We start from the raw sequence: 24,345 nt of genomic DNA on the forward strand, positions 1-24,345 counted from the left end.
TTCCTTCCGTGCGGGATGCGAGGGGGTGGACGGGGGCATGACAGAGAGAGGTACGGCGCCCGGGGCACCGACCTTGTGTGCGGGCACCGCCCTCCGCGGTGCCGCCTACGTGCGAGGACACCGCCTCTCAGCGGTGCCGGTACCGCTCCTCCACGGCGACGGCGGCCGCCGCGACGGCCCCCAGGACGGGGACCGCCAGCGGTGCGATGAACGCGGCGGACAGGGCTACGACGCCCAGCCCGCCGACGAGCAGAAAGGACCCGGCGGGATCGAGCACGGTCCGGCGCCCGGCCCCCGCCAGCAGCGCCCGCCAGGAGGCGCCCGGCGTCCAGACGGCCGCCGCCCGCAGCAGGGCCACGACCAGCCCGATCAGCGCGAAGATTCCTACCGCCCCGACGAACGGCCCGCCGGGAATCCCGGCCCGCGCGGCCAGGACGTCCACCCAGACCGCCGCGGCGGTCGCCCAGCCGGCGAGCCCGACGGCCCACCCGCCGCGCAGGGCCACCCGGAAGTCCGCGACGAACTCCCGCCAGCCGCCGGCCTCATGACGGGTACGCCGCCGCAGATGCCGCGCGCCGGCGGCGAAGGCCGCCGGGTACGTGACGACCCCGAGGCAGGCCACGGCGATCCACACGCCGGTGAGCAGGGACTCGGCGAAGACCGAGAAGCGCTCGCCGAACACGGACTCCCTGCGTGAGGAGCGGGCCTTCACTCGTGCTTGCGCCATGGTGACCGCCTCAGTCCTCTCACTTCAGTCCGGACGTCGCCATGCCGTCGATGAGGTAGCGCTGGAAGGCCATGAAGAAGGCGATGACCGGGATCAGCGCCACCAACGACATCGCGATCATGCTGCCGTAGTTGGAGATGCCCTCCTGGTCGCGGAACATCATCAGGCCCAGCGAAACGGTGTACTTCTCGGGGGTGTTGAGGTAGATCAACGGCCCCATGAAGTCGTTCCAGGCGTTGATGAAGGTGAAGATGGCGCTGGTGATGAGGGCGGGACGGGTCAGGGGCAGCACGATGGACCAGTAGGTCCTCAGGTGCCCGCAGCCGTCGAGCTTGGCGGCCTCGTCCAGCTCGCGCGGCAGCCCACGCATGAACTGCACCATCAGGAAGACGAAGAACGCCTCCGTGGCCAGGAACTTGCCCGCCACGAGCGGCACCAGGGTGTCGGTGAGCTCGAGGTTGCGGAAAAGCACGTACTGCGGGATGAGCAGCACGTGGTACGGCAGCAGCAGCGTGCCGATCATCAGCGTGAACAGCAGGTTCCGTCCGGCGAACCGGATCTTGGCGAAGGCGTAGGCGGTCAGCGAGCTGGACACCACGACACCGGCCACGGCGAGGACCGCGTACATCAGCGAGTTCATGAAGAAGCTGCTGATGGAGATGCCGGAGATGCCGTCGGCGAGCCCGGAGAAGTTCGCCCAGACCGGCTCGGTGGGCAGCAGGTCGAGGCTGGCGATGATGTCCTTGCTCGGCTTGAACGAGGCGCCGACAACCCAGACCACGGGGTACAGGACGACCGCGAGGACGGCGAGCGCGCCCAGGTGCCAGGCGATCGATCCGGTGCGCCGGCGCTCGCTCGCGGTGTGTACGACAGGGGTGGTGGCGCTGGTCACTTGGCGGCCTCCTCGTAGTGCACCCACTTCTTCTGCGACCAGAACAGGACCGCCGTGACGAGCGCCACCGCGATCACCAGCGTCCAGGCCATCGCGGAGGCGAAGCCCATCTGGGCCTCCTTGAAGCCCTTCTGGTAGAGGTAACAGGTGTAGACGAGCGTCGCGTCGGCGGGCCCGCACCGGGTGTCGGAGACGACATAGGCGGAGCCGAACACCTGGAACGCGTGGATGGACTCCAGCAGCACGTTGAAGAAGAGCACCGGGGAGATCATCGGCAGCGTGATGTTCCAGAACCGCCGGAGCGGGCCGGCCCCGTCCACCTCGGCGGCCTCGTACAGCTCCCGCGGGACCTGCTTGAGGCCGGCCAGGAAGATGACCATCGGCGCGCCGAACTGCCAGATGCTCAGGGCCACCAGGGAGTAGAGGACGTAGTCCGGGTTGCCGATCCAGCCCCCCACGTCAAGACCGAAGATCTTCTGCCCACGGTCCACGATCGCGTCGTCCGAGAACAGCGCCCGCCACACGAAGCCCACGGAGACGCTGGCACCGATGAGCGAGGGCATGTAGAACGCGGCCCGGTACACACCCTGCCCGCGCCGCTTCTGTGCGAGCAGCAGCGCGACGCCGAGCGCGAGCAGCAGCTTCAGCGGAGTGGCCACGACGACGTACTTGAGCGTGACCTCCACCGACTTCTGCCAGCGCGGGTCCTGGAACATCGTCGTGAAGTTGTCGAACCCCACCCACTCGGGCGGCGTGAACAGGTTGTAGCGGGTGAACGCGTAGTACAGCGACGCGATCATCGGCCCCGCCGTGAGCAGCAGGAACCCCGCGATCCACGGCGACATGAAGAGATAGCCGGCGAGGTTCTCGCGGCGCCGCCCGCGCCGCCCGGCGGCGGGAGCGGCGGACCGCTTCCCGGCCGGGCGCACGGGCGCTTCCTTGACGAGCGTCATGGTGGTACGTCCCCTCAGCCCGCGAACGCGGCCTTGGCCTCGCTGAACAGCGTCTTGGCGGCGTCGGCGGGCTTGGCCTTGCCCTGGGTGACCTCGCCGCCGATGCGCAGGAACGCCGCCTCGATGACGTCGGCGCCGGACGGGTGCGGGGTGATCTTCCCGAGCACTCCGGCCTTGGCGACCTCTTCCTCGTACGCCTTGACGCCCTTGTTGTTGTCGTCGGTGGGCGTGAACGCGTCGTACTGCTCGGTCGTGGCGAGGATGCCGCGGTCGTAGCCCATGATCTTGCCGACCTCGGGGTCGTGGACCATGAAGTCGATGAACTGCGCGACCTCCTTGGGGTGCTTGGTCCCGGAGAAGGCGCTGAGCATCAGCGAGCCGAGGTACTGGCCGGTCTGCTTGCCGTCCGTGGTGGGGATCGGCGCGAGCCCGTAGTCCGACTCGCCCTCGCCCTCGTAGCGGATGGAGAAGTTGTCCCAGGTGAACTCGGACGCGGCGAGGCCCGCCGAGAGCGCGGACTTGGGCTTGACCTGCTCGACCTTCTTCGGGTCGGCGACGAGCCCGGACCGCACGCGCTTGTAGCCGTCCTCCCACCACTGCGTCAGATCGTCCTCGGTGAAGCCGAGACCGGTGTCGGTGAAGAAGGCCTTGCCGTTCTGACGGAGGTACAGGTCGTAGAGGTACATGATGCTGCAGTAGCCGGTGTCACCGGCGATCTTCAGCTTGTCCTGGATGGTCTGGAGCGCGTCGAAGTACTCGTCCCAGGTCCAGCCGAACTTCGCCTCGACGCCGGCCTTCTCGAAGGCCTTGAGGTCGATGACGAGCGCCATGGTGTTGGCGCCGACGGGTATGCCGATCTGCTTGCCGTCGACCTGACCGTTCGCCAGAACGCCGTTGCGGAAGTTGTCCAGGCTGAGATTCCCCGCGTCCGCCTGCGACTTGAGATCCATCAGAACGCCGCGCTTGTCGTACTTGCGCAGGAAGCCGACCGCATTCTGGAAAACGTCCGGCGGGTTTCCGCCGGAGGCCTGGGTCTGGAACTTCTCCCAGAACGCCTCATAATCCGTGAATTCAGGCTTGATCTTGATCTTCGGGTACTTCTTCTCGAAGAGCGCGATCGTCTTCTTGATGGCAATGGTGCGCGGCTCGCCACCCCACCACGCGTAACGAAGTGTCACGGTCCCGTCTCCGGAACCACTGTCGCCGCCGCATCCGGTCGTCGCAGCGAGCCCGAGCGTGGCTGCCGAGGCCCCGGCCACCTTCAGGATCGTACGCCTCTCAACATTCCTGCTGGTTCTCATCGTCGAGCCTCCCCACAGCGTCACTACCGCCTGCATGAATCGTTTCAAGTAAGCGCTTGCTGGCACAAGTTACGGAGGGCCTAGGAGCACGTCAATGATTCGGACAGGAATTTCTTGTGGGTTTGCTCGGTGAGTTGACGGCTCGTGAGGGCGGGCCGGTCGGATCGGCGGTGCGATGCCGCAGGTGAGAGGCGCGCGGTCGGTGGATCGAACGGGAAGTTGGCTTCCGTATGCCGGTGCCGGTCGGCTGAAAGTCGTCCGGTCGCCGGTGAGCTGACGAGGCGTCGCCTTCGCTCGACCCGGGGCGGGGCACGGGACCTTACGAGGCGTCAGCCACGAGGCGCGGCAAGACGAGTGGGCACCCTCCTGCGGCCGCACGCCGGGCAGGCTTTCCCCCGACGCACGGGAGCACCTTCCCGCACCGCCGGAGGGCTCGCTCGCGCGGGCCGTCATACGCAGAAACAACGGCGGCCCGCCTGCACAATCGCAGGCGGGCCGCCGGATCCGGGTGGGCGATACTGGGTTCGAACCAGTGACCTCTTCGGTGTGAACGAAGCGCTCTCCCACTGAGCTAATCGCCCGGACGCAGGAAGAACATTACCCCATGTCAGGGGGTGCGTGTGACCAGCGCGGACCCGCACCGGCCGACGCCCGCACCCCCGTCGCGGATCACTGGTCCTTGATCTTCCAGGGCATGACGACGCCGAACTTCCACACGTAGAAGCCGACGAGCACGGCGATGATCACGAGACCGATCGACGTCAGGATGATGTTGCGGCGGCGCACCTTCGGATCGAGGGCCTTCTGGGCCGCCTCGGTGACCTTGCGCTTGGTCCAGCGCAGCACCAGCTGGGCCCAGACGAACTCGGTCGCCCAGATCGCCATGCCGCCGAAGATCACGACCCAGCCGGGGCCGGGCAACGGCAGCATGATGATGCCGGCGACCACGACCGCCAGGCCGATGATGAAGACGCCCACCTGCCAGCTCAGGTGCAGCGCACGGCGCGCCTTGATGAACTCCGGCGCTCTTGAGCCGAGCCCCTGCTCGCTGTCGCCTTTCACACCGTCCACTTCGATCTCGTCGGTCGTCACGGCCACCCCGCCCGACTCGTTACTCCCCGTATTCATACGGCCAAACCCTACCGGACGGAAACCCGTCACCGGAATGGTCGTATCTCGCGAACGGGTCCTCGGCCGGAAGAGTTACGTAAACCCACGCAAAACACTCAGAGGGGTTTACAACGGCACCGTAGGTGGCATGTCGATTTCGCCGACGTGCGAATCCCCGAGCGCACACTGAGCGAAAGGCCCTGGCGCTTATGAACACCACGGTCAGCTGCGAGCTGCACCTGCGCCTCGTTGTGTCGAGCGAGTCCTCCCTGCCTGTCCCCGCAGGCCTGCGGTACGACACGGCCGACCCCTACGCCGTGCACGCCACCTTCCACACCGGAGCCGAGGAAACCGTCGAGTGGGTGTTCGCCCGCGACCTTCTTGCGGAGGGCCTCCACCGGCCCACCGGAACCGGCGACGTCCGCGTCTGGCCGTCGCGCAGTCACGGCCAGGGCGTCGTCTGCATCGCCCTGAGCTCTCCGGAGGGCGAGGCACTGCTCGAGGCCCCGGCACGGGCTCTGGAGTCCTTCCTGAAGCGCACCGACGCCGCCGTGCCCCCCGGCACGGAGCATCGGCATTTCGATCTGGATCAGGAGCTCTCGCACATCCTGGCGGAAAGCTAGGGCGAGGCCCCACAAGGCCGCCCGGCGCCGTCGACTCGGGGAGACGGCTCGGGCCAAGACAACCGCATACGGCACACAGCAGCGCCGTCTTCGCTCCGCGAGGGCGGCGTTGGCATGCCTTGCGCCGGATGGGGACCGGCCGGGCCAGGCTCGGCTCGGGTGGGACCGGCTCGTCGGGAACCGTCGGCACCGTTGCGGCGTTGTATTCGAAGCCGCGTGCGAGCGCGACCGGTGTGACGGCTCTGTGAGCCACTACCATCGGCCAGCATCGGCGGGCACCCCGCCCGACCCCCCAGGCCAGGGAGCGAAACGTGCTGATCACCCATGACACCCGGTGTGCACTCGATGCCGTGGTGGATCTGGTGAACACCGCACCGGATGACGACGGGACTCCGGACGGGCTGCCGGACGTCACGGCTCTCGGGGATTTCGTACGAAAGCACGAAATCAGCGATGTCGGGGTCCTCTCGGAGTTCGATCTCTCGGCGGTGCGCAAGGTACGCGGGCGGTTCGCCGCGATCTTCGCCGAGCCGGACACCCGGAAAGCGGCCGGCCTGATCAACGAGCTGGTCGCCGCCGCGGGCACCACGCCCCGCCTCACGGACCACGACGGCTACGACTGGCATGTGCACTACTTCGCCCCCGGCGCCTCCATCGCCGACCATCTGGCGGCCGACTGCGGCATGGCACTGGCGTTCTTCGTGGTGGCCGGGGAGCAGGAGCGCCTGCGACGCTGTGAGGCGCCGGACTGCCGGCACGCCTTCGTGGATCTTTCCCGCAACCGTTCGCGGCGGTACTGCGACAGCCGTACCTGCGGAAACCGTCTGCATGTGGCCGCCTACCGAGCACGACGCAAGGAAGCGGCCGGCTGAGCGGCGGCGCTTGCCCAGGGACCGACACGACCGGTGCGTGGACGCGGGCCCCGGCGGGTGGCGCCGGGGGCCGCGGGTACGGCTCAGAGCAGCAGCAGATCGTGCAGCGCAGCCATGAGCAGCAGACACCCGATCACCGCAAGGAAGATCATCAGCGGTGGCTGGGAAAGGGCGAAGAGGCACCCGCGAGGCTCGTCCTGAGGTGGCGCGGCCTCGCTCTGTGTCGTGTCCAGCATCTCGCGGCGATGATGGCGCAGTTGCCCCTCGCCGCGCGATCAACACGCCCGGAATGAGCGGGAGTTCGCTGGATTCCGTGATGTCCGGTTCGAGTCTTGATCGCTTACGGCCGGGCGGCGACCCCCTGTGTCGTTTCAGTCCGGGGTGCGGGCGTCATATGCCGTGCTTCTTGAGGATGGCCTCGATGTCGCTGAAGTCGTCGCCGGCATCGGCTCGCGGTGCGGTCGCGGGCCGGTTCGCCTGACGGGAGCCCGGTCCCAGCGAGGGCGCCGAGGCCGTCGGGGCCACCGCCTCGCCCCGTCCCGCGGCACGCGCCTGCCTGCGCTCCTTGCGGGTGCCGCCTCGGCGGCGCTCCACCGCGCGCGTGCTCGCGAACAGCAGCCAGGACAGACCGAGGACTCCGAAGCCCGCCCACGCGGTCGGGCTGAACGCGGTGTCCGCCAGCCAGTCGACGACCCCGGTCATCACCAGACCGAGGGGCACCAGGGAGTACGCGGCCATACGGGCGGCCGCGAGGAAGCGCTTGCGGTACGCCGTGACCGCCGCGATGCCGAGGCCGGCCACGGCGGCGGCTGAACAGACGGTCTCGGCAATCATCCGGTCCTCCGGGCAGGCTGGGGCGGGTCTGGTCGGGTCAGGGCACTTCGCCCCTTCCATCCTGCACCGTGGCAACCCCGCGCGGCCATGCCTGGGCGGGACATCAGGGACATCTCCGGGTCGCCTCGTCCGCAGGTGCCGGTCACCGTCGTACGGCCAGGGCCGGCGGCCGGGGAAACACCAGGTCGGATTGGGTCGTCCGGGCCGGTGCTGGGAGACTGGGGCCATGAGCGACTCCTCCCCCGACCGCCCCGCCGCCCCCGTTCTCGACGTCTGGTGCGAGCTGCAGTGCCCCGACTGCCGCGGCGCCCTCGATGATCTCCGCGTCCTGCGCGCCCGCTACGGCGACCGGCTGGAGCTGCGGCTGCGGCACTTCCCGCTGGAGAAGCACAAGCACGCCTTCGCCGCCGCGCAGGCCGCCGAGGAGGCCGCGGAGCAGGGGCAGGGGTGGACGTACGTGGAGACCGTCCTGGCCCGGGTCGAGGAGCTGGACCGTAAGGGAGAACCCTTCCTGGTCGAGGTGGCCGGGGAACTCGGCCTGGACGCCGAGGAATTCGATACGGCGCTGATCGACGGCCGGCACATCCTGATCGTCGACGCCGACCAGGCCGAGGGCAAGGCGATCGGCGTGACCGGTACCCCGACGTATGTGATCGGCGGTGAGCGACTCGACGGCGGCAAGAGCCAGGAGGGGCTGCGCGAGCGCATCGAGGAGATCGCGGACCGGCTGCTGGCCGACGGTGCCTGACCCTCAGAGCAGTTGCTTGTGCAGGTTGTAGTGGGTGGTCACGTAGCCGAGTGACTCGTAGAGCTGCTCGGCCGGGGCATTGTCCGCGAAGACGTGCAGGGCGATGCGGTCCTTGCCGCCGGCGAGCGCCTGGGCCTCGGCCAGCAGCATGAGTGCCCGTCCGTGGCCACGGCCGCGGTACCGGGCGTCCGCTTCGACGTCGAGCACGTAGGCCGTCTCCGGCCACAGCCCCAGCCAGAGCGTGCCGACCGGCGTCCCCTCGTGCTCCAGCACGCTGATCAGCGTGTTCTCCGTGGCCAGGCCGTCCGGCAGATACTTGGCGTTCCCCTGGTCCGCCCTGGTGTACGCCTCGTCGGCGGACACGCCCCGTTCGATCAGGTCGCGGGCGAAGCCCTCGCGCGAGTGCGCCAGCCAGGGACCGTACTCGGCCTCGGTCAAGGGGCGGGCCGTGGTGCCGACGGGCAGCTCGGGCGGGATTGCGTCCAGCGGCTTGGCCATGTGCCGGCTCCGCAGCACGTACCCGAGAGCCGTGGCGAGCCTCAGCACGGCTTCGGCGTCGGCGTTGCCGGGCACGCGGGCGTCGATGGTCCTGCAACCCCAGCTCCGCGCGATCTCCTCGGCGGCGAGCACCGCCACCGTGCCCCGCCCCCGCCGGCGATCGGGCTCCTCGATGTACAGGTCGGTGACGCAGGCCACGGACGGGCCGTCAGGGCCGGTGGAGAGGCGGATCCCGCCCACGGGACGGCTGTTCACGCACACCTGGTAGCGGCGTGACTGCGTCCCGTCGGCGGCGCGCTGAAGCGGCTCGGTCGGCCGCAGGGTCGTGGTCATCAGGAGTGTTCTACCCGCCATGCCGACCCGCGGCAGCCCATTTCTTCGCTCTCACGGATCCAGGTCGTCCCCGGACCGCTCCTGGAAGATCCGCATGGCCTTGGCGGTCACCGGCCCCGCCGAGCCGGGCAGTTCGCGCTCGTCGACCCTGTGTACGGCCTGCACGTCCCGCAGGGTGGAGGTGAGGAAGACCTCCTCGGCCTGCTCCAGCACCTCCAGCGGCAGGTCGGTCTCCTTGGCGCCGGTCCACTCGACCGCCAACGCGCGCGTGATGCCCGCGAGGCAGCCCGAGGCGAGCGGCGGGGTGTGGATCTCGCCGTCCAGCACGACGAAGACGTTCGACCCGGTGCCCTCGCAGAGTTGCCCGACCGTGTTGCCGAACAGGGCCTCGGAGGCGCCGTGTTGGTGGGCGCGGGCGAGGGCGACGACGTTCTCGGCGTACGAGGTCGTCTTCAGGCCGGTGAGCGCGCCGCGTTCGTTGCGCGTCCAGGGGACGGTGATGACCGACGTGGAGTCGGGGCGCCGGGTGGTCTCGCCGAGGGCGACGACGAGGGTCGGGCCGTGCTCGCCCCGGTCGGAGCCGAGGGGCCCGTGACCGCCGGTGTAGGTGATGCGCAGCCGGCCGAGCGGCATCGGGTTGGCCTCGAGGACGGCGGCGCAGGCGCGGCGGACCTCGTCGTGGTCGGGCTCGGGCAGGCCGAGACCGCGCGCCGAGCGCGTCAGCCGGTCGAGATGCCGGGTCAGCGCGAACGGACGGCCGTCCACCGCCTTCACCGTCTCGAAGATGCCGTCGCCCACGGTCAGCCCGTGGTCGAAGACGGAGACACGGGCGGACTCGATGTCCTGCAGCCCGCCGTCGAGCCAGATCCTCACGATCGCAGTCCCTCTCCACTCACCTCGTACACTCCCGACGCTACCGCGAGCAGCCGGGCCGCCTTCAGCTCGGTCTCCCGCCACTCGCCTTCCGGGTCCGACCCCCAGGTGATCCCGGCACCGGTCCCGAACCGCAGCGCCCCCGCGGCCCGGTCGATCCAGAAGGTACGTATCCCGACGGCCAGCTCGCCCACACCCCGGTCGGCGTCGACCCAGCCGATGCCGCCGCAGTACGGCCCGCGGGGCGCCGTCTCCAACGCGTCGATGATCCGCAGCGCACTCGACTTGGGCGCACCGGTGACCGACCCGGGCGGGAAGGCGGCGTCGAGCAGCTCGGGCCAGCCGGTACCGGCGCGCAGCTCACCCCGCACAGTGGAGACCAGATGGACGAGCCCAGGGTGCTTCTCGACGGCGCACAGGTCGGGGACGGTCACTGTCCCGGTACCGCACACGCGGCCGATGTCGTTGCGCACGAGGTCGACGATCATCACGTTCTCGGCGTAGTCCTTCTCCAGAAGGTCCGCCTCGGTGCGCCCGGTGCCCTTGATCGGCCCGGACTCCACGATCCGCCCCTCCCGGCGCAGGAACAGCTCGGGCGACGCGGTGGCGATCTCCACCCCGTGCTCCGGCAGCCGGATCGTTCCTGCGTACGGCGCCGGGTTGCCGCGGGCGAGCAGGGCGGTGAGGGCGTCCACGTCGGCGTCCCGGCCGATCGGCGCGCTCAGGACGCGGCAGAGGTTCGCCTGGTAGACCTCGCCGGCCGCGATGTACTCGCGTATCCGCCGTACGCCCGCCGTGTACTCGGCGCGATCAAGGGAAGACGTCCAGTCGCCGACCGCGGGGCCCCGCCACTGCCCCGGCACCGGGGCGGGCACGGGCTCCTCTCGTACGTCCCGGAAGCGGGCGCAGGTCAGACCGCCCTCGAAGTCGGCGCAGACGGCCCAGAAACCACGGGAGTCCAGAGCCGCCGGGTCGCTGGTGAGATCGAGGAGGCCGGTGGCGACGCGGTCGCCGAAGCGGGCGAGAGGAGGGAGGTCGAGCACGCAGTCGAGTCTATGGCGGGTGACCTGCGGGTGACCTGGCCATGTCCCTTCGGGGGACCTCCCCAGGCCCCTGAGCAGGTGCAGCGCAGCACGCTGCACAAACGTGTTTTTGTGCTGGCCGGGGAATCCGCTAGAGTTCAACACGTCGCCGGGACGCGGGAGCGGACCGAAACGACAAGCGGACGTAGCTCAGTTGGTAGAGCGCAACCTTGCCAAGGTTGAGGTCGCGAGTTCGAACCTCGTCGTCCGCTCGAAGGAACAAGGGGATCTTCCCGAACCCCTGCACTCCTGGTGGAGTGGCCGAGAGGCGAGGCAACGGCCTGCAAAGCCGTCTACACGGGTTCAAATCCCGTCTCCACCTCCAAGGACGATTAGCTCAGCGGGAGAGCGCTTCCCTGACACGGAAGAGGTCACTGGTTCAATCCCAGTATCGTCCACTGGATCTTCGGATCCCCCGCGCGATTAGCTCAGCGGGAGAGCGCTTCCCTGACACGGAAGAGGTCACTGGTTCAATCCCAGTATCGCGCACGCAGTAGCTCGTGATCTTCGGGTGGATGTCGATCACGGTCCCGAGGACGATTAGCTCAGCGGGAGAGCGCTTCCCTGACACGGAAGAGGTCACTGGTTCAATCCCAGTATCGTCCACACTCCGAAGCCCCCGGTCGATGACCGGGGGCTTCTTCGCGGTGTGGTGCTCAGCTGGAGAACAGCATGTGGCCGAAGCTCTTGTGACGCTTGTGGCCGTAGTGACCGCCGTGATGTCCGCCATGGTGCCCACCGTGCGGGGCGCCCCAGGCGGGGGCCTGAGGTGCGGCCGGGTAGGCCTGCGGGGCGGCCGGAGGCGGTGGAGCGGGTTGGGACCACTGGGACTCCAGGCGTGTCAGCGACTCCAGCTCGCCGTAGTCGAGAAAGATCCCGCGACAGCCGCTGCACTGCTCGATCTGGACGCCGTTTCGGTTGTACGTGTGCATCGGCGCATGGCACTTCGGACACTGCATGGTCGGCTCAACTCCTCGCCGGTCGGTCCTGCTTCGCGTATCGCCAGAACAGACTCTGTCCGGCTGCGGTCGGTTGCACCCTACTTTGCGTATCCCTGGGTCAACTCAGGGGGGAGCGAAGCCATTCGGTCGCAGGCGTCGACGAGGGCCTGCTCGACCTCGTCCAGGAGACGTCCCTCGGCCAGGGCCTTGGTGATCGCCCGGGCGGCGGTCTGCACGGTGAGGGCGCGGGCCGGGACGTCCAGTGCGGGCCAGGGATCGCCGTGGGCGGGGACGGCCGGACCGCCGGCGGCACGGTAGGCGGTGAGGAAGCGGTCCCATTCGTCGGGCGGCAGCAGCCCGCAGGCGTACCAGGCGGCCGGCCGCCCGAGATCCCAGGCCGGCACGCCCACGCCGAGGTCGTCGACGTCGATCAACAGCCAAGGGCCGTCCGGGGCCGGGTGACGGACGAGTTGGCCGAGGTGGAGGTCGCCGTGGCAGAGGGTGGTGGTGTCGGGCTGCGCGGCCTCGGCGCGGGCCCACGCGGGAAGGGTGTCCCAGGCACGGAGCACGGCGGTGGTGCCGGGTGCCAGGTCTGTGCCGGTGGCCGCGCGGAGGCGGGACACGGCGAGGGCGGCTTTGACGGGGCCGCGCATAGCGGGCAGTGGCGTGGGCGCGGGGGTTCTGTGGAGACGGGCGAGAAGGGTTGCCGCCGCTTCCCAGGGGGCCGCGTCCGGATCTCCCGGGTCCACTGGGGTGCCGTACGGCCAGAAGGTCACGAGCCGGCCGTGCAGGTCGACGGGCGTGGGGCCGAGCGGGGGCAGGAGGAGGCCGGGCAGGTGCGTGGCTGCGGTGAGGCGGGGGGTCAGGTCGCCGGGGGTGAGGTCCGGGGCGTGGGCCTTGGCGACGGTGTCGGCGTGCCGGACGACGGTGGCGTCGGGACGGTCGGCGAGGGTGACGGTTGCTCCGCAGGGACAGGCGGATGTACGGGAGTGGGCCGCGGCTTCGGCTTGTGCGGTGAGGCCGGGCAGGAGGGGGCTGGGGGTCACTGGGGTCCCTTGGGTGCGGAGGATCTGGGCCGAGGGTACGCGGGGCGACGGCGTCAGCTGAGCCGGACCACCACGCGCCAAGGCTTTCCATGGACCCGGCGTCGGCACGGGCCCTGCTGGTGGCTGCCGCCCCCGGACCTCCGCTTCGGCCCTGAACAGGCCTCGTCCTCAAACGCCGGACGGGCCGAGATGCACGGACCGGCACTCGAAAGTGACCGTCCGGCGGCGAGCACAAGACGTGCCAGGCAAAGCAATGCCGGCGCAGCTCCCCAGCTGCGCCGGCATTTGTGCCGTCCGCCGCACCCCCGTCCCCACGGGGTTTCATGGATGGATGTCCCCGCCCGGACCGCTCTTCCGGGCCTGGGGTCGCCGCTCAGCGCCCCAGCATCACACCCACGGACGACGCCTGTGTGGCCACCGTCTCCCAGCCGTCGAAGACGACGAGGAGGAGGGCCGCCAGGGGAAGGGCCATGAGCGTCGCCACCAAGGGGTGGCGACGGCCCTGACGGCGGGGGCGCAGCGCCGTGCGCTCCTGCGTGCGGATCAGTGTCCGCGGTGCCGTGTGGGCCATGGTCCCTCTCCTGACCTGTATCAGTTGTCGTTGGCAGCGGCGGGTGTCTGACCTCGGGGGACGAGTGCTGCACCCGCCGCTTGACCTCAAATCTAGGCGTCCGGGCCACCTCGGGCGTCATGCCCTCGTACCGATTGCCGGGCCTCCCGGAGGATGAGCCATGACCTGCGGAGTACTCCCCTGGGTGGAGACGAGGTCCTAGGTCTCGGGGTCTTCCCCGAGGGGACGCCCGGTCTACCCCGATTCCTCCGAGCTGTCCTCACGCGGCACCGGCTGCTCCACCAGCGCCAGGACCCGGTTCGCCATGAAGCGGGCCGTACGCACCACGGATCCTCCTCCCACTGCCTAAACGGCGTGGAGGGACCCCCACCGGGTGACTTCGCTCACTTCCACGACACCCCGACGCACCGCGGTCTCCACCCGGCGGCCCGCCCTGCTCGCCACCACCTCGTAGGTACGCGTCGTGTCCCCTGCGTCCACGACTATCTCCACGCGATCACCCTTCCCGGGCCCAATCCCCCTTCCGTGATGGGTCGTTGGGGGACCAAACGGGCCGAAGTCGCCCTGCTCGCCAGCCCTCTGACCACCCTTCAAGTCTCCCACCCACCACTGACAATCCATCCTCCCGAGAGGGCGCGGCCTCTGCGCACGGCGGCCCACGGAAACGTAAGCTGTGGCTCGTCACACGGACCGGGCAGCGGGGATGAACATGGCGATGATGCGCCTGAGGCGCGAGGACCCGCGCGTCGTCGGCTCGTTCAGGCTTCACAGAAGGCTCGGCGCGGGCGGCATGGGCGTCGTCTACCTGGGCTCCGACAAGAAGGGGCAGCGGGTCGCACTGAAGGTGATCCGGCCCGACCTGGCGGAGGATCAGGAGTTCCGCTCGCGGTTCGCGCGTGAGGTCTCGGCGGCACGGCGGATTCGCGGAGGCTGTACGGCACGGCTCGTGGCCGCCGACCTCGAAGCGGATCGCCCGTGGTTCGCCACGCAGTACGTGCCCGGCCCCTCTCTGCACGACAAGGTCGCCGACGAGGGCCCGCTCGGCGCGGCGGAGGTCGCCGCCGTCGGGGCCGCCCTGTCCGAGGGGCTGGTCGCCGTCCATGAGGCGGGGGTCGTGCACCGGGATCTCAAGCCCTCCAACATCCTCCTCTCCCCCAAGGGCCCGCGGATCATCGACTTCGGTATCGCCTGGGCGACGGGGGCCTCGACCCTCACGCACGTCGGTACGGCGGTCGGCTCCCCCGGCTTCCTCGCGCCGGAGCAGGTGCGCGGCGCCGCCGTCACCCCGGCCACGGACGTCTTCTCCCTCGGCGCCACGCTCGCGTACGCCTCGATGGGTGACTCGCCCTTCGGACACGGCAGTTCCGAGGTGATGCTGTACCGCGTCGTACACGAGGAAGCACAGCTGTACGGCGTGCCGGACGCCCTGGCTCCGCTGGTGCGGGCGTGTCTGGCGAAGGACCCGGAGGAGCGGCCCAGCACGCTCCAGCTGTCGCTGCGCCTCAAGGAGATCGCGGCCCGGGAGGCTCAGGGACTGTCGGACGTACGCCCGCCCGCGCAGCGCAGCGCGGAGACGGACCGGCCGACCGGGCGTCTCGCCGACACCTATGCGGAGCCGCAGCGCGCCCAGCGACGTCCCCAGGGCACTGCCCCGGCGCGCGGTACCGGCGCCTCGCGGGTGCCCGGCCCCGCGCGCGACGGGGGTCCGTCGAGGGGCGGCAGCGGCGCGCAGGGCGGTACCACGTCGTCCAGGTCCGGGGCCCGTCCGGTGCCGGGGGCGCGGAACAACCCGCGTTCGGGCAACGGCGGCCGGCCCACGCCGCGTGGTGGCACCGGCCGGCCGGTGCCGCGGAACACGGGGACGGGGCGGCGGCCCGCCAACCCGCAGCTGCTGCGGCAGCGGCTGTTCGTGTTCGTCGTGGTGACGCTGCTCGTGGCGCTCGGCATCGCGGCAGCTCAAGGCTGCCAAGGGCCGCAGCGCGGGCTCGGGGGCGACGGGGACGTCGTACGGCAGCCGCAGGAGCACGTCGAGTCGGGCTACCAGCCGATGGACGGGGACTCGATGTCCGACCAGTACGAGTCGACCTTCGACATCTCCGAGTAGGGGACGTTCCCGAACAGGTCTCAGGGGCGGGCGCCGGGGGCGGCGGATGTCACGGCCGGCGTCACAGGCCGGGCAGGATCCGTTCGAAGAACTCCCGGTCGCCGTCGAAGACCGGGTCCAGGGACAGGAACTCCTCCGGCGTGACCCAGCGGGCCTCGCCGACCTCGTCCGGGTCGGGGACCACGTCGCCGGTGTCGGCCCGGGCCGTCCACCAGTGGAGGCGGAAGGAGCCGTCGTCCGTCTCCGACTCCCACACCTTCGCCAGGGGTACGACGGTCAGGCCCACCTCCTCGCGGACCTCCCGGACGACGGCCTCTCGCTGGGTCTCCCCCGGCTCGACCTTGCCGCTGAGGGGCTGCCAGTAGCCGGGGCGCGCGACGGCGGGGCCGCGGCGGATGGCGAGCACGCGGTCGGCGCGGAGCAGGACCGCGACGATCGCCTCGCGCTGCGCCATCGCCGTACGGCCTAGACCTGGACCTGGGGGCGGCCCGTGGCCACCGCGTAGAAGGCGACCGCGGCCGCCGCGCCGACGTTGAGGGAGTCGACGCCATGGGACATCGGGATGCGGACCCATTCGTCGGCGGCCACCAGGGCCTGGGTGGACAGGCCGTCGCCCTCGGCGCCCAGCATCAGCGCGACCCGGTCCATCCGGTGCGGGGCGGCCTCGTCCAGGGACTTGGCCTTCTCGTCGGGGGTGAGGGCGAGGAGGGTGAACCCGGCCTCGCGGACCGACTCCAGGCCCTTGGGCCAGGTCTCCAGGCGGGCGTAGGGGACGGAGAAGACCGCGCCCATGGAGACCTTGACGCTGCGGCGGTAGAGCGGGTCGGCACAGTCCGGGGAGAGGAGCACCGCGTCCATGCCGAGGGCGGCGGCCGACCGGAAGATGGCGCCGATGTTGGTGTGGTCGTTCACGGATTCCATGATCACGACCCGGCGGGCGGTCCGCAGGAGCTCGGACGCCGTGGGCAACGGCTTGCGCTGCATGGAGGCCAGCGCGCCGCGGTGCACGTGGTAGCCGGTGACCTGCTCGGCGAGGTCCGGGCTGACCGCGTACACCGGGGCCGGGAGTTCGTCGATGACGTCGCGCATGACGTCGACCCACTTGGCCGAGAGCAGCATGGACCGCATCTCGTAGCCGGCTTCCTTCGCCCGTCTGATGACCTTCTCGCCCTCGGCGATGAACAGGCCCTCGGCCGGCTCGCGCTTGCGGCGCAGGTCGACGTCGGTCAGGCCCGTGTAGTCGCGCAGGCGCGGGTCGTCGGGATCCTCGACGGTGATGAGATCGGCCACAGGGTGATACTGCCTTGTCCTGGGTGCGGTGCCAACGGCTCGGAACGGATGGGTTACCCGCGGTTACGCGGAAGGGCTCGGTCCTACGTTCACGACCTCGCCGATGACGATGACCGCCGGGGGCTTCACATCCTCGGTCCGTACGGTCTCCGCGACCGTCGCCAGGGTCGCGTCGACGCGGCGCTGGGCGGCCGTCGTGCCCTCCTGGATCAGGGCGACGGGGGTGGCCGCGGACTTGCCGTGTGCGACGAGGGTCTCGGCGATCCTGCCGATCTTGTCGACGCCCATGAGGATGACGAGGGTCCCGGTCAGCTTGGCCAGGGACGGCCAGTCGACGAGGGAGCGCTCGTCGTCGGGGGCCACGTGGCCGCTGACCACCGTGAACTCGTGCGCGACGCCGCGATGGGTGACGGGGATGCCTGCCGCGCCCGGCACCGAGATCGAGCTGGAGATGCCGGGGACCACCGTGCAGGGGATGCCGGCTTCGGCGAGGGCTTGCAGCTCCTCCATACCGCGGCCGAAGACGTACGGGTCGCCGCCCTTCAGCCGTACGACCGACTTGCCCTGCTCGGCGTGCTCGATGAGGGCGTTGTTGATGGCCTCCTGGGCCATGAAACGGCCGTACGGGATCTTCGCCGCGTCGATCACCTCGACGTGGGGCGGGAGTTCGGCGAGGAGGTCGCGCGGGCCGAGGCGGTCGGCGATCACTACGTCGGCCTCGGCGAGCAGGCGGCGGCCGCGGACGGTGATCAGGTCCGGGTCGCCGGGGCCGCCGCCGACCAGGGCGACGCCGGGGGTACGGGTGCGGTGGTGAGGGGCGACGAGGGTGCCGTCGCGCAGGCCCTCGACGACCGCGTCCCGGATGGCTGCGGTGTGGCGGGGGTCGCGGCCACGGGCGCTGGTGGTGAGGACGGCGACCGTGACGCCCTCGCTGTGGCCGGTGGCCGGCGTCCAGGCGGTGGCGGCGTCGGCGTCGTCGGAGCGGACGCACCAGACGCGGTGGCGCTCCGCTTCGGCGGAGGCCCGGGTGTTCGCTTCCTTGTCGCCGGTGGCGATCAGGGCGTACCAGGCGTCGGCGAGGTCACCGTCCGCATAGAGGCGCCGTTCCCAGGTGATCTCGCCCGCGTCCGCCATGGCCTCGACCGACGGGGTCGCTTCGGGGGACACGAGGAGGATGTCCGCGCCTGCCGCGATCAGTGCCGGGAGGCGGCGCTGGGCGACCTGGCCGCCGCCGAGGACGACCACTTTGCGGCCGGTGAGGCGGAGGCCTACGGGGTAGGCGGGGTTTTCGGCCATGAGGGTGCGGCTCCTCTGTACGGCGGTGCAGTGGCCCTGACGTGCGGATTTTACGGGGCGGGTGGGGAGGGCGGCTTGGGTGTCCGGTGGCTGAGCTCAGTTGTCGAATGCGGGTGCGTGGGTCCGCGCCCACCCGTGCCGCCCTGCGGAACGACTGCCCACAGACCCACGGAAGGACTGCTGTCACGCGGCGCGTCTATGAGGGACCCGGCGCTGTCGTACCGGAGCCCCTCGCCCGCACCACGGCATCGGCTACTTCTCAGTTACCCCCGCCGAATCGAACGTCGCCACCTCGTGCATCGCCCGCGCCGTGCTCTGTACCAGCGGCAGCGCGAGCAGCGCGCCCGTGCCCTCGCCGAGGCGGAGGTCCAGGTCGACCAGGGGGCGCAGGCCCAGCTTGTTGAGGGCAGCCACGTGGCCGGGCTCGGCGCTGCGGTGGCCGGCGATGCAGGCCGCGAGGACCTCGGGGGCGATCGCGCGGGCGACCAGGGCGGCCGCGCCGGCGCTGACGCCGTCCAGGATCACCGGCGTGCGCAGGGAGGCGCCGCCCAGCAGGAGGCCGACCAGCGCGGCGTGCTCGAAGCCGCCGATCGCCGCCAGGACGCCGATGGGGTCCGCCGGGTCCGGCTGGTGGAGTTCGATGGCGCGGCGGACGACCTCGGTCTTGCGGGCGAGGGTCTCGTCGTTGATGCCGGTGCCACGGCCCGTCACCTCGGCCGGGTCGGTGTCCGTGAAGACCGAGATCAGGGCCGCCGACGCGGTCGTGTTGGCGATGCCCATCTCGCCCGTCAGCAGGGCCTTGTTGCCGGCCGCCACCAGGTCGCGGGCGGTCTCGATGCCGACCTCGATGGCCTGCTTGGCCTCTTCGCGGGTCATCGCGGGGCCGGTCGTCATGTCGGACGTGCCCGCGCGGACCTTGCGGGGCAGCAGGCCGGGGGTGGCCGGGAGGTCGGCGGCCACGCCGACGTCCACGACGCACACCTCGGCGCCCACCTGGCCGGCGAAGGCGTTGCAGACCGCGCCGCCGCCGAGGAAGTTGGCGACCATCTGGGCCGTCACCTCCTGCGGCCAAGGGGTGACCCCTTGCGCGTGCACGCCGTGATCGCCGGCGAAGATCGCGACGGCCGCGGGCTCCGGGATCGGCGGCGGGCACTGCCGGGACAGACCGGACAGCTGGGCGGAGATGATCTCCAGCATGCCGAGCGCGCCGGCTGGCTTGGTCATGCGCTTCTGCCGCTCCCAGGCCTCGCCGAGCGCCTTGGCGTCCAGCGGGCGGATCTGGGCGACGGTCTCGGCGAGCAGGTCGTGCGGCTCCTCGCCGGGCAGGGCGCGACGGCCGTACGTCTCCTCGTGCACGACCCAGGACAGCGGGCGGCGCTTGGACCAGCCGGCCTGCATCAGCTCGGGCTCGTCCGGGAACTCGTCGACGTACCCGACGCACAGGTAGGCGATGACCTCCAGGTGCTCGGGCAGGCCGAGGGTGCGGACCATCTCGCGCTCGTCGAAGAAGCTGACCCAGCCGACGCCGAGGCCCTCGGCGCGGGCGGCGAGCCAGAGGTTCTCCACCGCGAGGGCGGCGGAGTACGGCGCCATCTGCGGCTGCGTGTGGCGGCCGAGGGTGTGGCGGCCGCCGCGGGTCGGGTCGGCGGTGACGACGATGTTCACCGGGGTGTCGAGGATGGCCTCGATCTTCAGTTCCTTGAACTGCTTGGCCCGGCCCTTGGGGAGCGACTTGGCGTATGCCTCGCGCTGGCGCATGGCCAGTTCGTGCATGGTGCGCCGGGTCTCGGCGGAGCGGATGACGACGAAGTCCCAGGGCTGCGAGTGGCCGACGGAGGGTGCTGTGTGGGCGGCCTCCAGGACGCGGAGCAGCACCTCGTGCGGGATGGGGTCGCTGCGGAAGCCGTTGCGGATGTCGCGGCGCTCGCGCATGACCTTGAGGACGGCCTCGCGTTCGGCGTCGTCGTAGGCGGGCGCTGCCGGGCCGGTGGACTGTCGCACTTCTTCCACGGCCGTGCTCTCTTCTGCGGGGGCTTCTTGGTCTTCCTGGTCGGCGGCCCGGGTGTCCAGGTCCTCCGCGTGCTGTACGAGCTCGAGGTCGCCCTCACGGGGTGCGGGGACCGTGGCGACGGGGGCCGGCGCCTCGTCCGTGGGGAGGACCGTCGGCTGCGGCGGGGTCGGCGCGAGGTGCGGGGTGGTCGGCACCGAGCCCTCGACCGGGACGAACTGACCCAACGACTGGTCGGGCGTGGGCTCCAGGCGCGTGACCGGTTCCTCGGAGCCGTCGGCGGACTGGGCTGCCAGGGGCTGGAGCTGCGGGCCGGCCGGTTCGGCGACGAAGGGCTGGGGGGCCTCGGGCGGTGCGGTGTCCGCCGACGGGGCGGGCTGCGGGTCGGTGGAGTCCGGGGCGGCGGTTTCCGAGGCGGTGTCCGTGGCGAGCGGTTGGACGGCCTCGGCCGGTTCTGCGCTGACGTCCGGGGTCTGCTGGGCGTCCGGCATCTGGGCCGCTGGGTCCGCCATGGGGGGTTCCGCGTCGTCGGGGGCGGTGGGGCTTACGGCCTCGGTCTGTGCTTCGGCGCCAGGGGCGGTAGCGCTCGCGGCCACAGCCTGTGCTGCGGTGTCCACGTCCGTCGGAACCCCGTCCTGCATGGGCTGCGGGGCGGGCGCGTGGTGGGGGTCCTGGACGGCTTCCGGGGCCTGCACCTGCTGCGGGTCCGGGACCTCGGCAGGCTGGGCGGCCGGGGCAGGGGGCTCGCTCTCCTGCTCGGCGGCGACCTGCTCGACGTCCGCGGGCTGCGGGGTCGGTTCCGGGGCTACGGCGGCGCAGGCGCCGTCGGTGGCCGCGGCGACGGCCTCGGCCGCCTGCGGGTCCGGTGCGATGTGCTCGGCATCCGCGGGGTGGGGGGCCTGTGCGGCGTCCGGCACGGGCGGGACGGGGACCGCCTCGGGGGCCTGCGCCTCCTGGGACTCGACGGCGGGCTCGGCTGCCGCGGCCTCGGCTGCGGCGGCCTCGGCTGCGGCGGGCTCGGAGACCAGCGCCGGGGTCTCGGGCGCGGCAGCGTCGAGTACCTGGACGGCTTCGGGAGCGGAGCCGTCGGCGACCTGCGCGGTCTCGGGGTCGAGCGCCTGGGGAACCTGCGCCGGCTCAGGGGCGGCACCCTCGGGCACCTGCTCCGCCGCAGGGGCAGCACCCTCGACAACCTGCTCGACCGCAGCGTCCGGCGCCACGGCAACCTGCCCGGCGTCAGCGTCGACCGCCTCGGAAGCCTGAGCAGTTTCCGGCGCGGCTTCCGCAGCGACCGGGCCGGACTCAGCCGGCGGGACCTCGGTCACCTGCACGGTTTCGCCGACAACGGCTTCGGCGGCCTCGGCAGGCGCAGCGGCGGCGACCAAGTCCTCCGGGGCCTGCCCTGGCTCAGCACCCTGGCTACCCTCCGGGGCATCGCCAACTTCCGCGACCTGCGCGGCATTCGGGCCACCGGCACCGTCAGGCACCTGCGCGGCACCCGGGTCGGCGGCGCTCGCCGGCACTTCCCCGGCGGCCGTGCCGTCCGCACCCGCAGCCACCGCGACCTCGCCGGCACCGGAATCGTCCGCACCGGGCGCGGCATCGCCGGCGTCCCCAGCAGGCACAGCCGCCGAGATCTGCTCGGCCTCAGCGGCAGGCGCGGCGCCCGCGGCCTCGTCGGCGCCCGAAGCAGCCGCCACACCCATGGCCTCGTCCGCGCCCGCAGCAGCCGCAGCACCGGCCGCCTCTCCCCCACCCGGCTCCTGCGCGGCCGCCGGCATCTGACCGGCGTCCTGGCCAGGCACCGCCCCGGCCCCCGGCGCGGCGTCGCCACCCGGCGGTTCCTGACCGCCGTACATGCCCTCCTGCGGCACAGGCATACCGGCCTCGGCGCCCTGAGCAGCGTTCGTCGGGGCACCGGCCTCCGTGGCCGCCCGAGCCACCATCGCCTGCGCCACGCCCACCGGCTCGCCATCAGGCTGTCCGGTCGGGACAACCGTTTCGCCAGCCGGCACCTCCACGCCGACCGGCGCCGGGGCCGGAGCCTGGACGGCGGTCTGGACGGCGGCCTGGGCCGGGGCGCCCCAGGGAGCCGCCGGCTGCGGGACCTGCGCCTCGTGGTGCTGGGGGGCGTCGAAGTACTCGGGGCCGGTCGGGGCCGGGCCGGGCTGGCGGGTGGGGGTGCCTACGGCACCGCGGTCGGCGAGGGAGCGGACCGGGCTGGCGGAGGCGTCGGGGATGGGCGGGCCGAGGTGCAGAGGACGTCGGGGTGTGATGGGCGGGATCGGCGTCGAGGGAGCCGTCGGGCCCGGGAGGCGGACGCCGCTCAGGTCGACCGAGCCGCTGTCGCGGCCGGAGATCTGGTGCGCGTCCGGCTCGTGCACGGCTTCGACGACCGGCTCCGGCGCGGGCGGGACGACCTCGTTGCCCCAGGCTCCCTGGGAGCCGGGCAGCAGCAGGTCTTCGTCCTCGGCGGTGGTCTCGGAGAGGTAGGTGTACGTACCGTGCGCCGCGGGGGCGCCCGGCTGCTCCACCATGCCTGCGCTCTCCGGCAGTCCCTCGCCCGGGACCTGGCCGGTGTCGGTCATGCGTACCCCTCGCCCATCGGTTAGTGCTTCTACGACCAGCTCACCGGGGACGGCGCACCGACCGCCCCCGCAGTGAAGAACGAGCGTGCGTGCCCAGCGGCACGAACGACCCGCCCAAAAAAGGCGACAAAGCCATTGAGTGGCATTGTCGTGGCCGTTCGGCCGTCGCGACAGGCTGATCCGCGACAGGCCGCTGTGGACTGCGCCACGTTGCGCGTCCTCCGGTTTCGCCGTACCACACCCACCCCAAACGGGGCGTGTTTTCCGGACATTGACCGACGAAGCGCCGGGCGACCGAGTGCGGTACAACGATCGGCCAGCCTACCGCGCGCGGTATGACAACAGGATCACGGGGACGGGCGCACGGTCATACCGTGCGGTCGGGCAATACCCCGCTGAGCAGGAACGCGACACTGCGCTCCCGCTCCGTCCAGGCCCGCGTGTCGAGTTCGACGGACTGCAGGAGGGCACACTCGACGTCGTAGCCGTGTGCGCTGAGGTCGCGTCCGACGATTTCGGCGGCGTCACGGGTCGCGGCATGCGTGACGATGCGCTGCGGACGCCGGTCGGCGACGGCGGAAACGACGGCCGCTCCCCCGCCGCCGACGCGTACGACGTCCGGTTCGGCGAGGTTCTCCAACGCGTGCGGGGCCGTGCCGTGGACGATCTGCAGCTGGACCCCGAAGCCGCGCGCGTTCGCCTCGGTGCGGGCGCAGGCCTGCGGGTCGCGGTCGACGGCGATGACGGCGGCACCGGCCCGGGCCGCCTCGACGGAGAAGGCGCCGCTGCCGCAACCGATGTCCCACACGAGGTCGCCGACGCGCGGGCCCAGCCGGGTGAGTTGGGCGGCACGCAGCGGTTCCAGCTCACCTTCGCCCATGAGACCGCCGTAGGACTCGGCAGGCAGGGTCCAGCCTCGCGGTCCGGCGCCCGGGTCGCGGCCGGCGATCCACCCGCCGCCCTCCGCCGCGGCACCTCTTCCGGGGTGTCCGCCGATGACGATGACGACGTTCGGGTCCCGCCAGGTGTGGTCGGCGGCCTTGTCGGAGGTGACGACGGTGACGCCCTCGCGGTCGCTGCCCAGCGCCTCGCAGATGACGAAGGTGCGGTGGACGCCCTCCAGGAGCAGGCCGAGTTCGGCGGGCCCGGCGCCCGGTGAGGTGAGGACGGCGACCTTGGTGTGGGCGCGGCACACATTCACCGCACGTCGAAGCGTGCGGCGGTGTGCGACGACCACCTGTGCGTCGTCCCAGGGCATGCCGGCCCGGGCGAAGGCGGCGGCGACCGAGGAGACGGCGGGGACGACCTCGACCTCCAGGCCGAACTCGGGTGCGCGCAGGGTCCGTACGACTCCGAAGAAGCCGGGGTCGCCGTCGGCGAGCACCACCGCGGTGCCGCGGTGGCCGGCGATGCGACGGGCGGCGAGGGCGACGCTGCCGAGGCGGATGCGCTCGGCGGCGGGCGGCACCTCGGGGAGCGCCAGGTGGTGGGCGGCACCGGCCACGAGCGTGGCGGCACCGAGGGCGGAGCGTGCCGCGGCGGTCAGCGGCGAGCCGTCCCAGCCGATCACCGTGACGCGGTCGGCCATCGTCGTCAGTCTCCTGGGTTCGCGCAGGTCGATCAGAGGTCAGCCCGAGGGGCGGGCTCCGTGAGGG

Annotated in this window: 22 protein-coding genes, 6 tRNA genes and 1 pseudogene; 9 read left to right on the plus strand and 20 right to left on the minus strand. The window is 71.5% G+C overall.

The genetic code is table 11. The features are described 5' to 3' along the window. Positions 1-127 precede the first annotated feature (127 nt). The 6 genes from ACTMVF_RS08215 to ACTMVF_RS08240 all read right to left on the minus strand — a co-directional run bounded on the left by ACTMVF_RS08215 (position 128) and on the right by ACTMVF_RS08240 (position 5,001). Positions 128-727 carry a hypothetical protein gene (locus ACTMVF_RS08215; protein WP_441270282.1) on the minus strand — a complete coding sequence of 200 codons (600 nt, stop codon included), beginning with the start codon at positions 725-727 and terminating at the stop codon, positions 128-130. 19 nt (positions 728-746) lie between these two features. After that, complete coding sequence (locus ACTMVF_RS08220) at positions 747-1,619, minus strand: carbohydrate ABC transporter permease (RefSeq protein WP_441270283.1); 873 nt, start codon at positions 1,617-1,619, stop codon at positions 747-749. Beyond that, entirely contained in the window at positions 1,616-2,572 is a 957-nt protein-coding gene (locus tag ACTMVF_RS08225; protein ID WP_441270284.1) for a carbohydrate ABC transporter permease, read from the minus strand. Before ACTMVF_RS08225 ends, ACTMVF_RS08220 begins: the two co-directional genes overlap by 4 nt. A 14-nt stretch (positions 2,573-2,586) precedes the next feature. Further along, complete coding sequence (locus ACTMVF_RS08230; protein ID WP_441270285.1) at positions 2,587-3,873, minus strand: ABC transporter substrate-binding protein; 1,287 nt, start codon at positions 3,871-3,873, stop codon at positions 2,587-2,589. A gap of 509 nt (positions 3,874-4,382) precedes the next feature. Then, positions 4,383-4,454 (minus strand) — tRNA-Val (locus tag ACTMVF_RS08235). Between the two features lie 88 nt (positions 4,455-4,542). Continuing rightward, a complete protein-coding gene (locus ACTMVF_RS08240; RefSeq protein WP_441270286.1) occupies positions 4,543-5,001 on the minus strand; it encodes a TIGR02611 family protein in 459 nt (152 codons plus the stop codon). A 191-nt stretch (positions 5,002-5,192) separates the two neighbouring features. Here ACTMVF_RS08240 and ACTMVF_RS08245 point away from each other — a divergent pair, with 191 nt between their 5' ends. Together ACTMVF_RS08245 and ACTMVF_RS08250 are read left to right on the plus strand one after the other, a co-directional pair. Continuing rightward, positions 5,193-5,606: an SsgA family sporulation/cell division regulator gene (locus tag ACTMVF_RS08245; RefSeq protein ID WP_004002642.1), complete on the plus strand. Its 414-nt coding sequence runs from the start codon at positions 5,193-5,195 to the stop codon at positions 5,604-5,606. Between the two features lie 311 nt (positions 5,607-5,917). Next, positions 5,918-6,478: a CGNR zinc finger domain-containing protein gene (locus tag ACTMVF_RS08250; RefSeq protein ID WP_441270287.1), complete on the plus strand. Its 561-nt coding sequence runs from the start codon at positions 5,918-5,920 to the stop codon at positions 6,476-6,478. Positions 6,479-6,561: 83 nt separating this feature from the next. Here the strand turns inward: ACTMVF_RS08250 and ACTMVF_RS08255 are convergent, their stop codons facing one another. Next, the gene (locus ACTMVF_RS08255; RefSeq protein ID WP_004002639.1) at positions 6,562-6,714 is read right to left on the minus strand and encodes a hypothetical protein; all 153 of its coding nucleotides are present in this window, start codon (positions 6,712-6,714) and stop codon (positions 6,562-6,564) included. Positions 6,715-6,868: 154 nt separating this feature from the next. After that, positions 6,869-7,312, minus strand: coding sequence for a hypothetical protein (locus ACTMVF_RS08260; RefSeq protein ID WP_441270288.1), 444 nt, complete (start codon positions 7,310-7,312; stop codon positions 6,869-6,871). A gap of 226 nt (positions 7,313-7,538) precedes the next feature. Here ACTMVF_RS08260 and ACTMVF_RS08265 point away from each other — a divergent pair, with 226 nt between their 5' ends. After that, complete coding sequence (locus ACTMVF_RS08265; RefSeq protein WP_441270289.1) at positions 7,539-8,060, plus strand: DsbA family protein; 522 nt, start codon at positions 7,539-7,541, stop codon at positions 8,058-8,060. Positions 8,061-8,063: 3 nt separating this feature from the next. Here the strand turns inward: ACTMVF_RS08265 and ACTMVF_RS08270 are convergent, their stop codons facing one another. The 3 genes from ACTMVF_RS08270 to ACTMVF_RS08280 are packed head-to-tail and all read right to left on the minus strand — an operon-like array spanning position 8,064 to position 10,807. Beyond that, positions 8,064-8,891 carry a GNAT family N-acetyltransferase gene (locus tag ACTMVF_RS08270; RefSeq protein WP_441270290.1) on the minus strand — a complete coding sequence of 276 codons (828 nt, stop codon included), beginning with the start codon at positions 8,889-8,891 and terminating at the stop codon, positions 8,064-8,066. A gap of 51 nt (positions 8,892-8,942) precedes the next feature. Next, positions 8,943-9,764, minus strand: coding sequence for an aminotransferase class IV (locus ACTMVF_RS08275; protein WP_441270291.1), 822 nt, complete (start codon positions 9,762-9,764; stop codon positions 8,943-8,945). Further along, entirely contained in the window at positions 9,761-10,807 is a 1,047-nt protein-coding gene (locus tag ACTMVF_RS08280; protein WP_441270292.1) for a chorismate-binding protein, read from the minus strand. Before ACTMVF_RS08280 ends, ACTMVF_RS08275 begins: the two co-directional genes overlap by 4 nt. 178 nt (positions 10,808-10,985) lie before the next feature. Between ACTMVF_RS08280 and ACTMVF_RS08285 the strand changes: the two genes are divergently transcribed. The 5 genes from ACTMVF_RS08285 (at position 10,986) to ACTMVF_RS08305 (ending at position 11,452) form a co-directional block, all read left to right on the plus strand. Then, positions 10,986-11,058, plus strand: a tRNA-Gly gene (locus tag ACTMVF_RS08285). Positions 11,059-11,097: 39 nt separating this feature from the next. Continuing rightward, positions 11,098-11,171: transfer RNA gene (locus tag ACTMVF_RS08290), tRNA-Cys, on the plus strand. 1 nt (position 11,172) lies between these two features. Beyond that, a tRNA-Val gene (locus tag ACTMVF_RS08295) sits at positions 11,173-11,244 on the plus strand. A 19-nt stretch (positions 11,245-11,263) separates the two neighbouring features. Beyond that, positions 11,264-11,335 (plus strand) — tRNA-Val (locus ACTMVF_RS08300). 45 nt (positions 11,336-11,380) lie between these two features. After that, a tRNA-Val gene (locus ACTMVF_RS08305) sits at positions 11,381-11,452 on the plus strand. Between the two features lie 50 nt (positions 11,453-11,502). Here the strand turns inward: ACTMVF_RS08305 and ACTMVF_RS08310 are convergent. From ACTMVF_RS08310 to ACTMVF_RS08325, 4 genes and pseudogenes are all read right to left on the minus strand, one after another. Continuing rightward, a complete protein-coding gene (locus ACTMVF_RS08310) occupies positions 11,503-11,805 on the minus strand; it encodes a zf-TFIIB domain-containing protein (RefSeq protein ID WP_441270293.1) in 303 nt (100 codons plus the stop codon). A gap of 80 nt (positions 11,806-11,885) precedes the next feature. After that, positions 11,886-12,833 carry a phosphotransferase family protein gene (locus tag ACTMVF_RS08315; RefSeq protein ID WP_441270294.1) on the minus strand — a complete coding sequence of 316 codons (948 nt, stop codon included), beginning with the start codon at positions 12,831-12,833 and terminating at the stop codon, positions 11,886-11,888. A 373-nt stretch (positions 12,834-13,206) separates the two neighbouring features. Next, positions 13,207-13,404, minus strand: coding sequence for a hypothetical protein (locus tag ACTMVF_RS08320; protein WP_302002069.1), 198 nt, complete (start codon positions 13,402-13,404; stop codon positions 13,207-13,209). 234 nt (positions 13,405-13,638) lie between these two features. Then, a pseudogene (locus ACTMVF_RS08325) lies at positions 13,639-13,896 on the minus strand (hypothetical protein). Between the two features lie 211 nt (positions 13,897-14,107). Here ACTMVF_RS08325 and ACTMVF_RS08330 point away from each other — a divergent pair. Further along, positions 14,108-15,508 (plus strand): protein kinase domain-containing protein, encoded by a 1,401-nt coding sequence (locus ACTMVF_RS08330; RefSeq protein ID WP_441270561.1) that lies wholly within the window; start codon positions 14,108-14,110, stop codon positions 15,506-15,508. Between the two features lie 61 nt (positions 15,509-15,569). Here ACTMVF_RS08330 and ACTMVF_RS08335 read toward each other — a convergent pair whose 3' ends face one another. The 5 genes from ACTMVF_RS08335 to cbiE all read right to left on the minus strand — a co-directional run bounded on the left by ACTMVF_RS08335 (position 15,570) and on the right by cbiE (position 24,278). Beyond that, a complete protein-coding gene (locus ACTMVF_RS08335) occupies positions 15,570-15,962 on the minus strand; it encodes an NUDIX domain-containing protein (protein ID WP_441270295.1) in 393 nt (130 codons plus the stop codon). 11 nt (positions 15,963-15,973) lie between these two features. Next, complete coding sequence (locus ACTMVF_RS08340) at positions 15,974-16,798, minus strand: TrmH family RNA methyltransferase (RefSeq protein ID WP_441270296.1); 825 nt, start codon at positions 16,796-16,798, stop codon at positions 15,974-15,976. 63 nt (positions 16,799-16,861) lie between these two features. Then, the gene (cobA, locus tag ACTMVF_RS08345) at positions 16,862-18,094 is read right to left on the minus strand and encodes a uroporphyrinogen-III C-methyltransferase (RefSeq protein WP_441270297.1); all 1,233 of its coding nucleotides are present in this window, start codon (positions 18,092-18,094) and stop codon (positions 16,862-16,864) included. Positions 18,095-18,346: 252 nt separating this feature from the next. Continuing rightward, positions 18,347-22,690, minus strand: coding sequence for a nicotinate-nucleotide--dimethylbenzimidazole phosphoribosyltransferase (gene cobT / locus ACTMVF_RS08350; RefSeq protein ID WP_441270298.1), 4,344 nt, complete (start codon positions 22,688-22,690; stop codon positions 18,347-18,349). A 367-nt stretch (positions 22,691-23,057) separates the two neighbouring features. Beyond that, on the minus strand, positions 23,058-24,278 hold the full coding sequence (gene cbiE / locus ACTMVF_RS08355; protein WP_441270299.1) for a precorrin-6y C5,15-methyltransferase (decarboxylating) subunit CbiE: 1,221 nt from the start codon (positions 24,276-24,278) through the stop codon (positions 23,058-23,060). Positions 24,279-24,345: the final 67 nt, after the last annotated feature.

The organism is Streptomyces sp. SD31, assembly GCF_052068475.1.
GTDB lineage: Bacteria > Actinomycetota > Actinomycetes > Streptomycetales > Streptomycetaceae > Streptomyces.

Coding starts and splice junctions, on each gene's coding strand:
- ACTMVF_RS08225 (WP_441270284.1), bottom strand. CDS start 2,572: ATGACGCTCGTCAAGGAAGCGCCCGTGCGCCCGGCCGGGAAGCGGTCC.
- ACTMVF_RS08320 (WP_302002069.1), bottom strand. CDS start 13,404: ATGGCCCACACGGCACCGCGGACACTGATCCGCACGCAGGAGCGCACG.
- ACTMVF_RS08245 (WP_004002642.1), top strand. CDS start 5,193: ATGAACACCACGGTCAGCTGCGAGCTGCACCTGCGCCTCGTTGTGTCG.
- ACTMVF_RS08255 (WP_004002639.1), bottom strand. CDS start 6,714: ATGCTGGACACGACACAGAGCGAGGCCGCGCCACCTCAGGACGAGCCT.
- ACTMVF_RS08215 (WP_441270282.1), bottom strand. CDS start 727: ATGGCGCAAGCACGAGTGAAGGCCCGCTCCTCACGCAGGGAGTCCGTG.
- ACTMVF_RS08240 (WP_441270286.1), bottom strand. CDS start 5,001: ATGAATACGGGGAGTAACGAGTCGGGCGGGGTGGCCGTGACGACCGAC.
- ACTMVF_RS08310 (WP_441270293.1), bottom strand. CDS start 11,805: ATGCAGTGTCCGAAGTGCCATGCGCCGATGCACACGTACAACCGAAAC.
- cobA (WP_441270297.1), bottom strand. CDS start 18,094: ATGGCCGAAAACCCCGCCTACCCCGTAGGCCTCCGCCTCACCGGCCGC.
- ACTMVF_RS08330 (WP_441270561.1), top strand. CDS start 14,108: ATGAACATGGCGATGATGCGCCTGAGGCGCGAGGACCCGCGCGTCGTC.
- ACTMVF_RS08265 (WP_441270289.1), top strand. CDS start 7,539: ATGAGCGACTCCTCCCCCGACCGCCCCGCCGCCCCCGTTCTCGACGTC.
- ACTMVF_RS08270 (WP_441270290.1), bottom strand. CDS start 8,891: ATGACCACGACCCTGCGGCCGACCGAGCCGCTTCAGCGCGCCGCCGAC.
- ACTMVF_RS08260 (WP_441270288.1), bottom strand. CDS start 7,312: ATGATTGCCGAGACCGTCTGTTCAGCCGCCGCCGTGGCCGGCCTCGGC.
- ACTMVF_RS08230 (WP_441270285.1), bottom strand. CDS start 3,873: ATGAGAACCAGCAGGAATGTTGAGAGGCGTACGATCCTGAAGGTGGCC.
- cobT (WP_441270298.1), bottom strand. CDS start 22,690: ATGACCGACACCGGCCAGGTCCCGGGCGAGGGACTGCCGGAGAGCGCA.
- cbiE (WP_441270299.1), bottom strand. CDS start 24,278: ATGGCCGACCGCGTCACGGTGATCGGCTGGGACGGCTCGCCGCTGACC.
- ACTMVF_RS08335 (WP_441270295.1), bottom strand. CDS start 15,962: ATGGCGCAGCGCGAGGCGATCGTCGCGGTCCTGCTCCGCGCCGACCGC.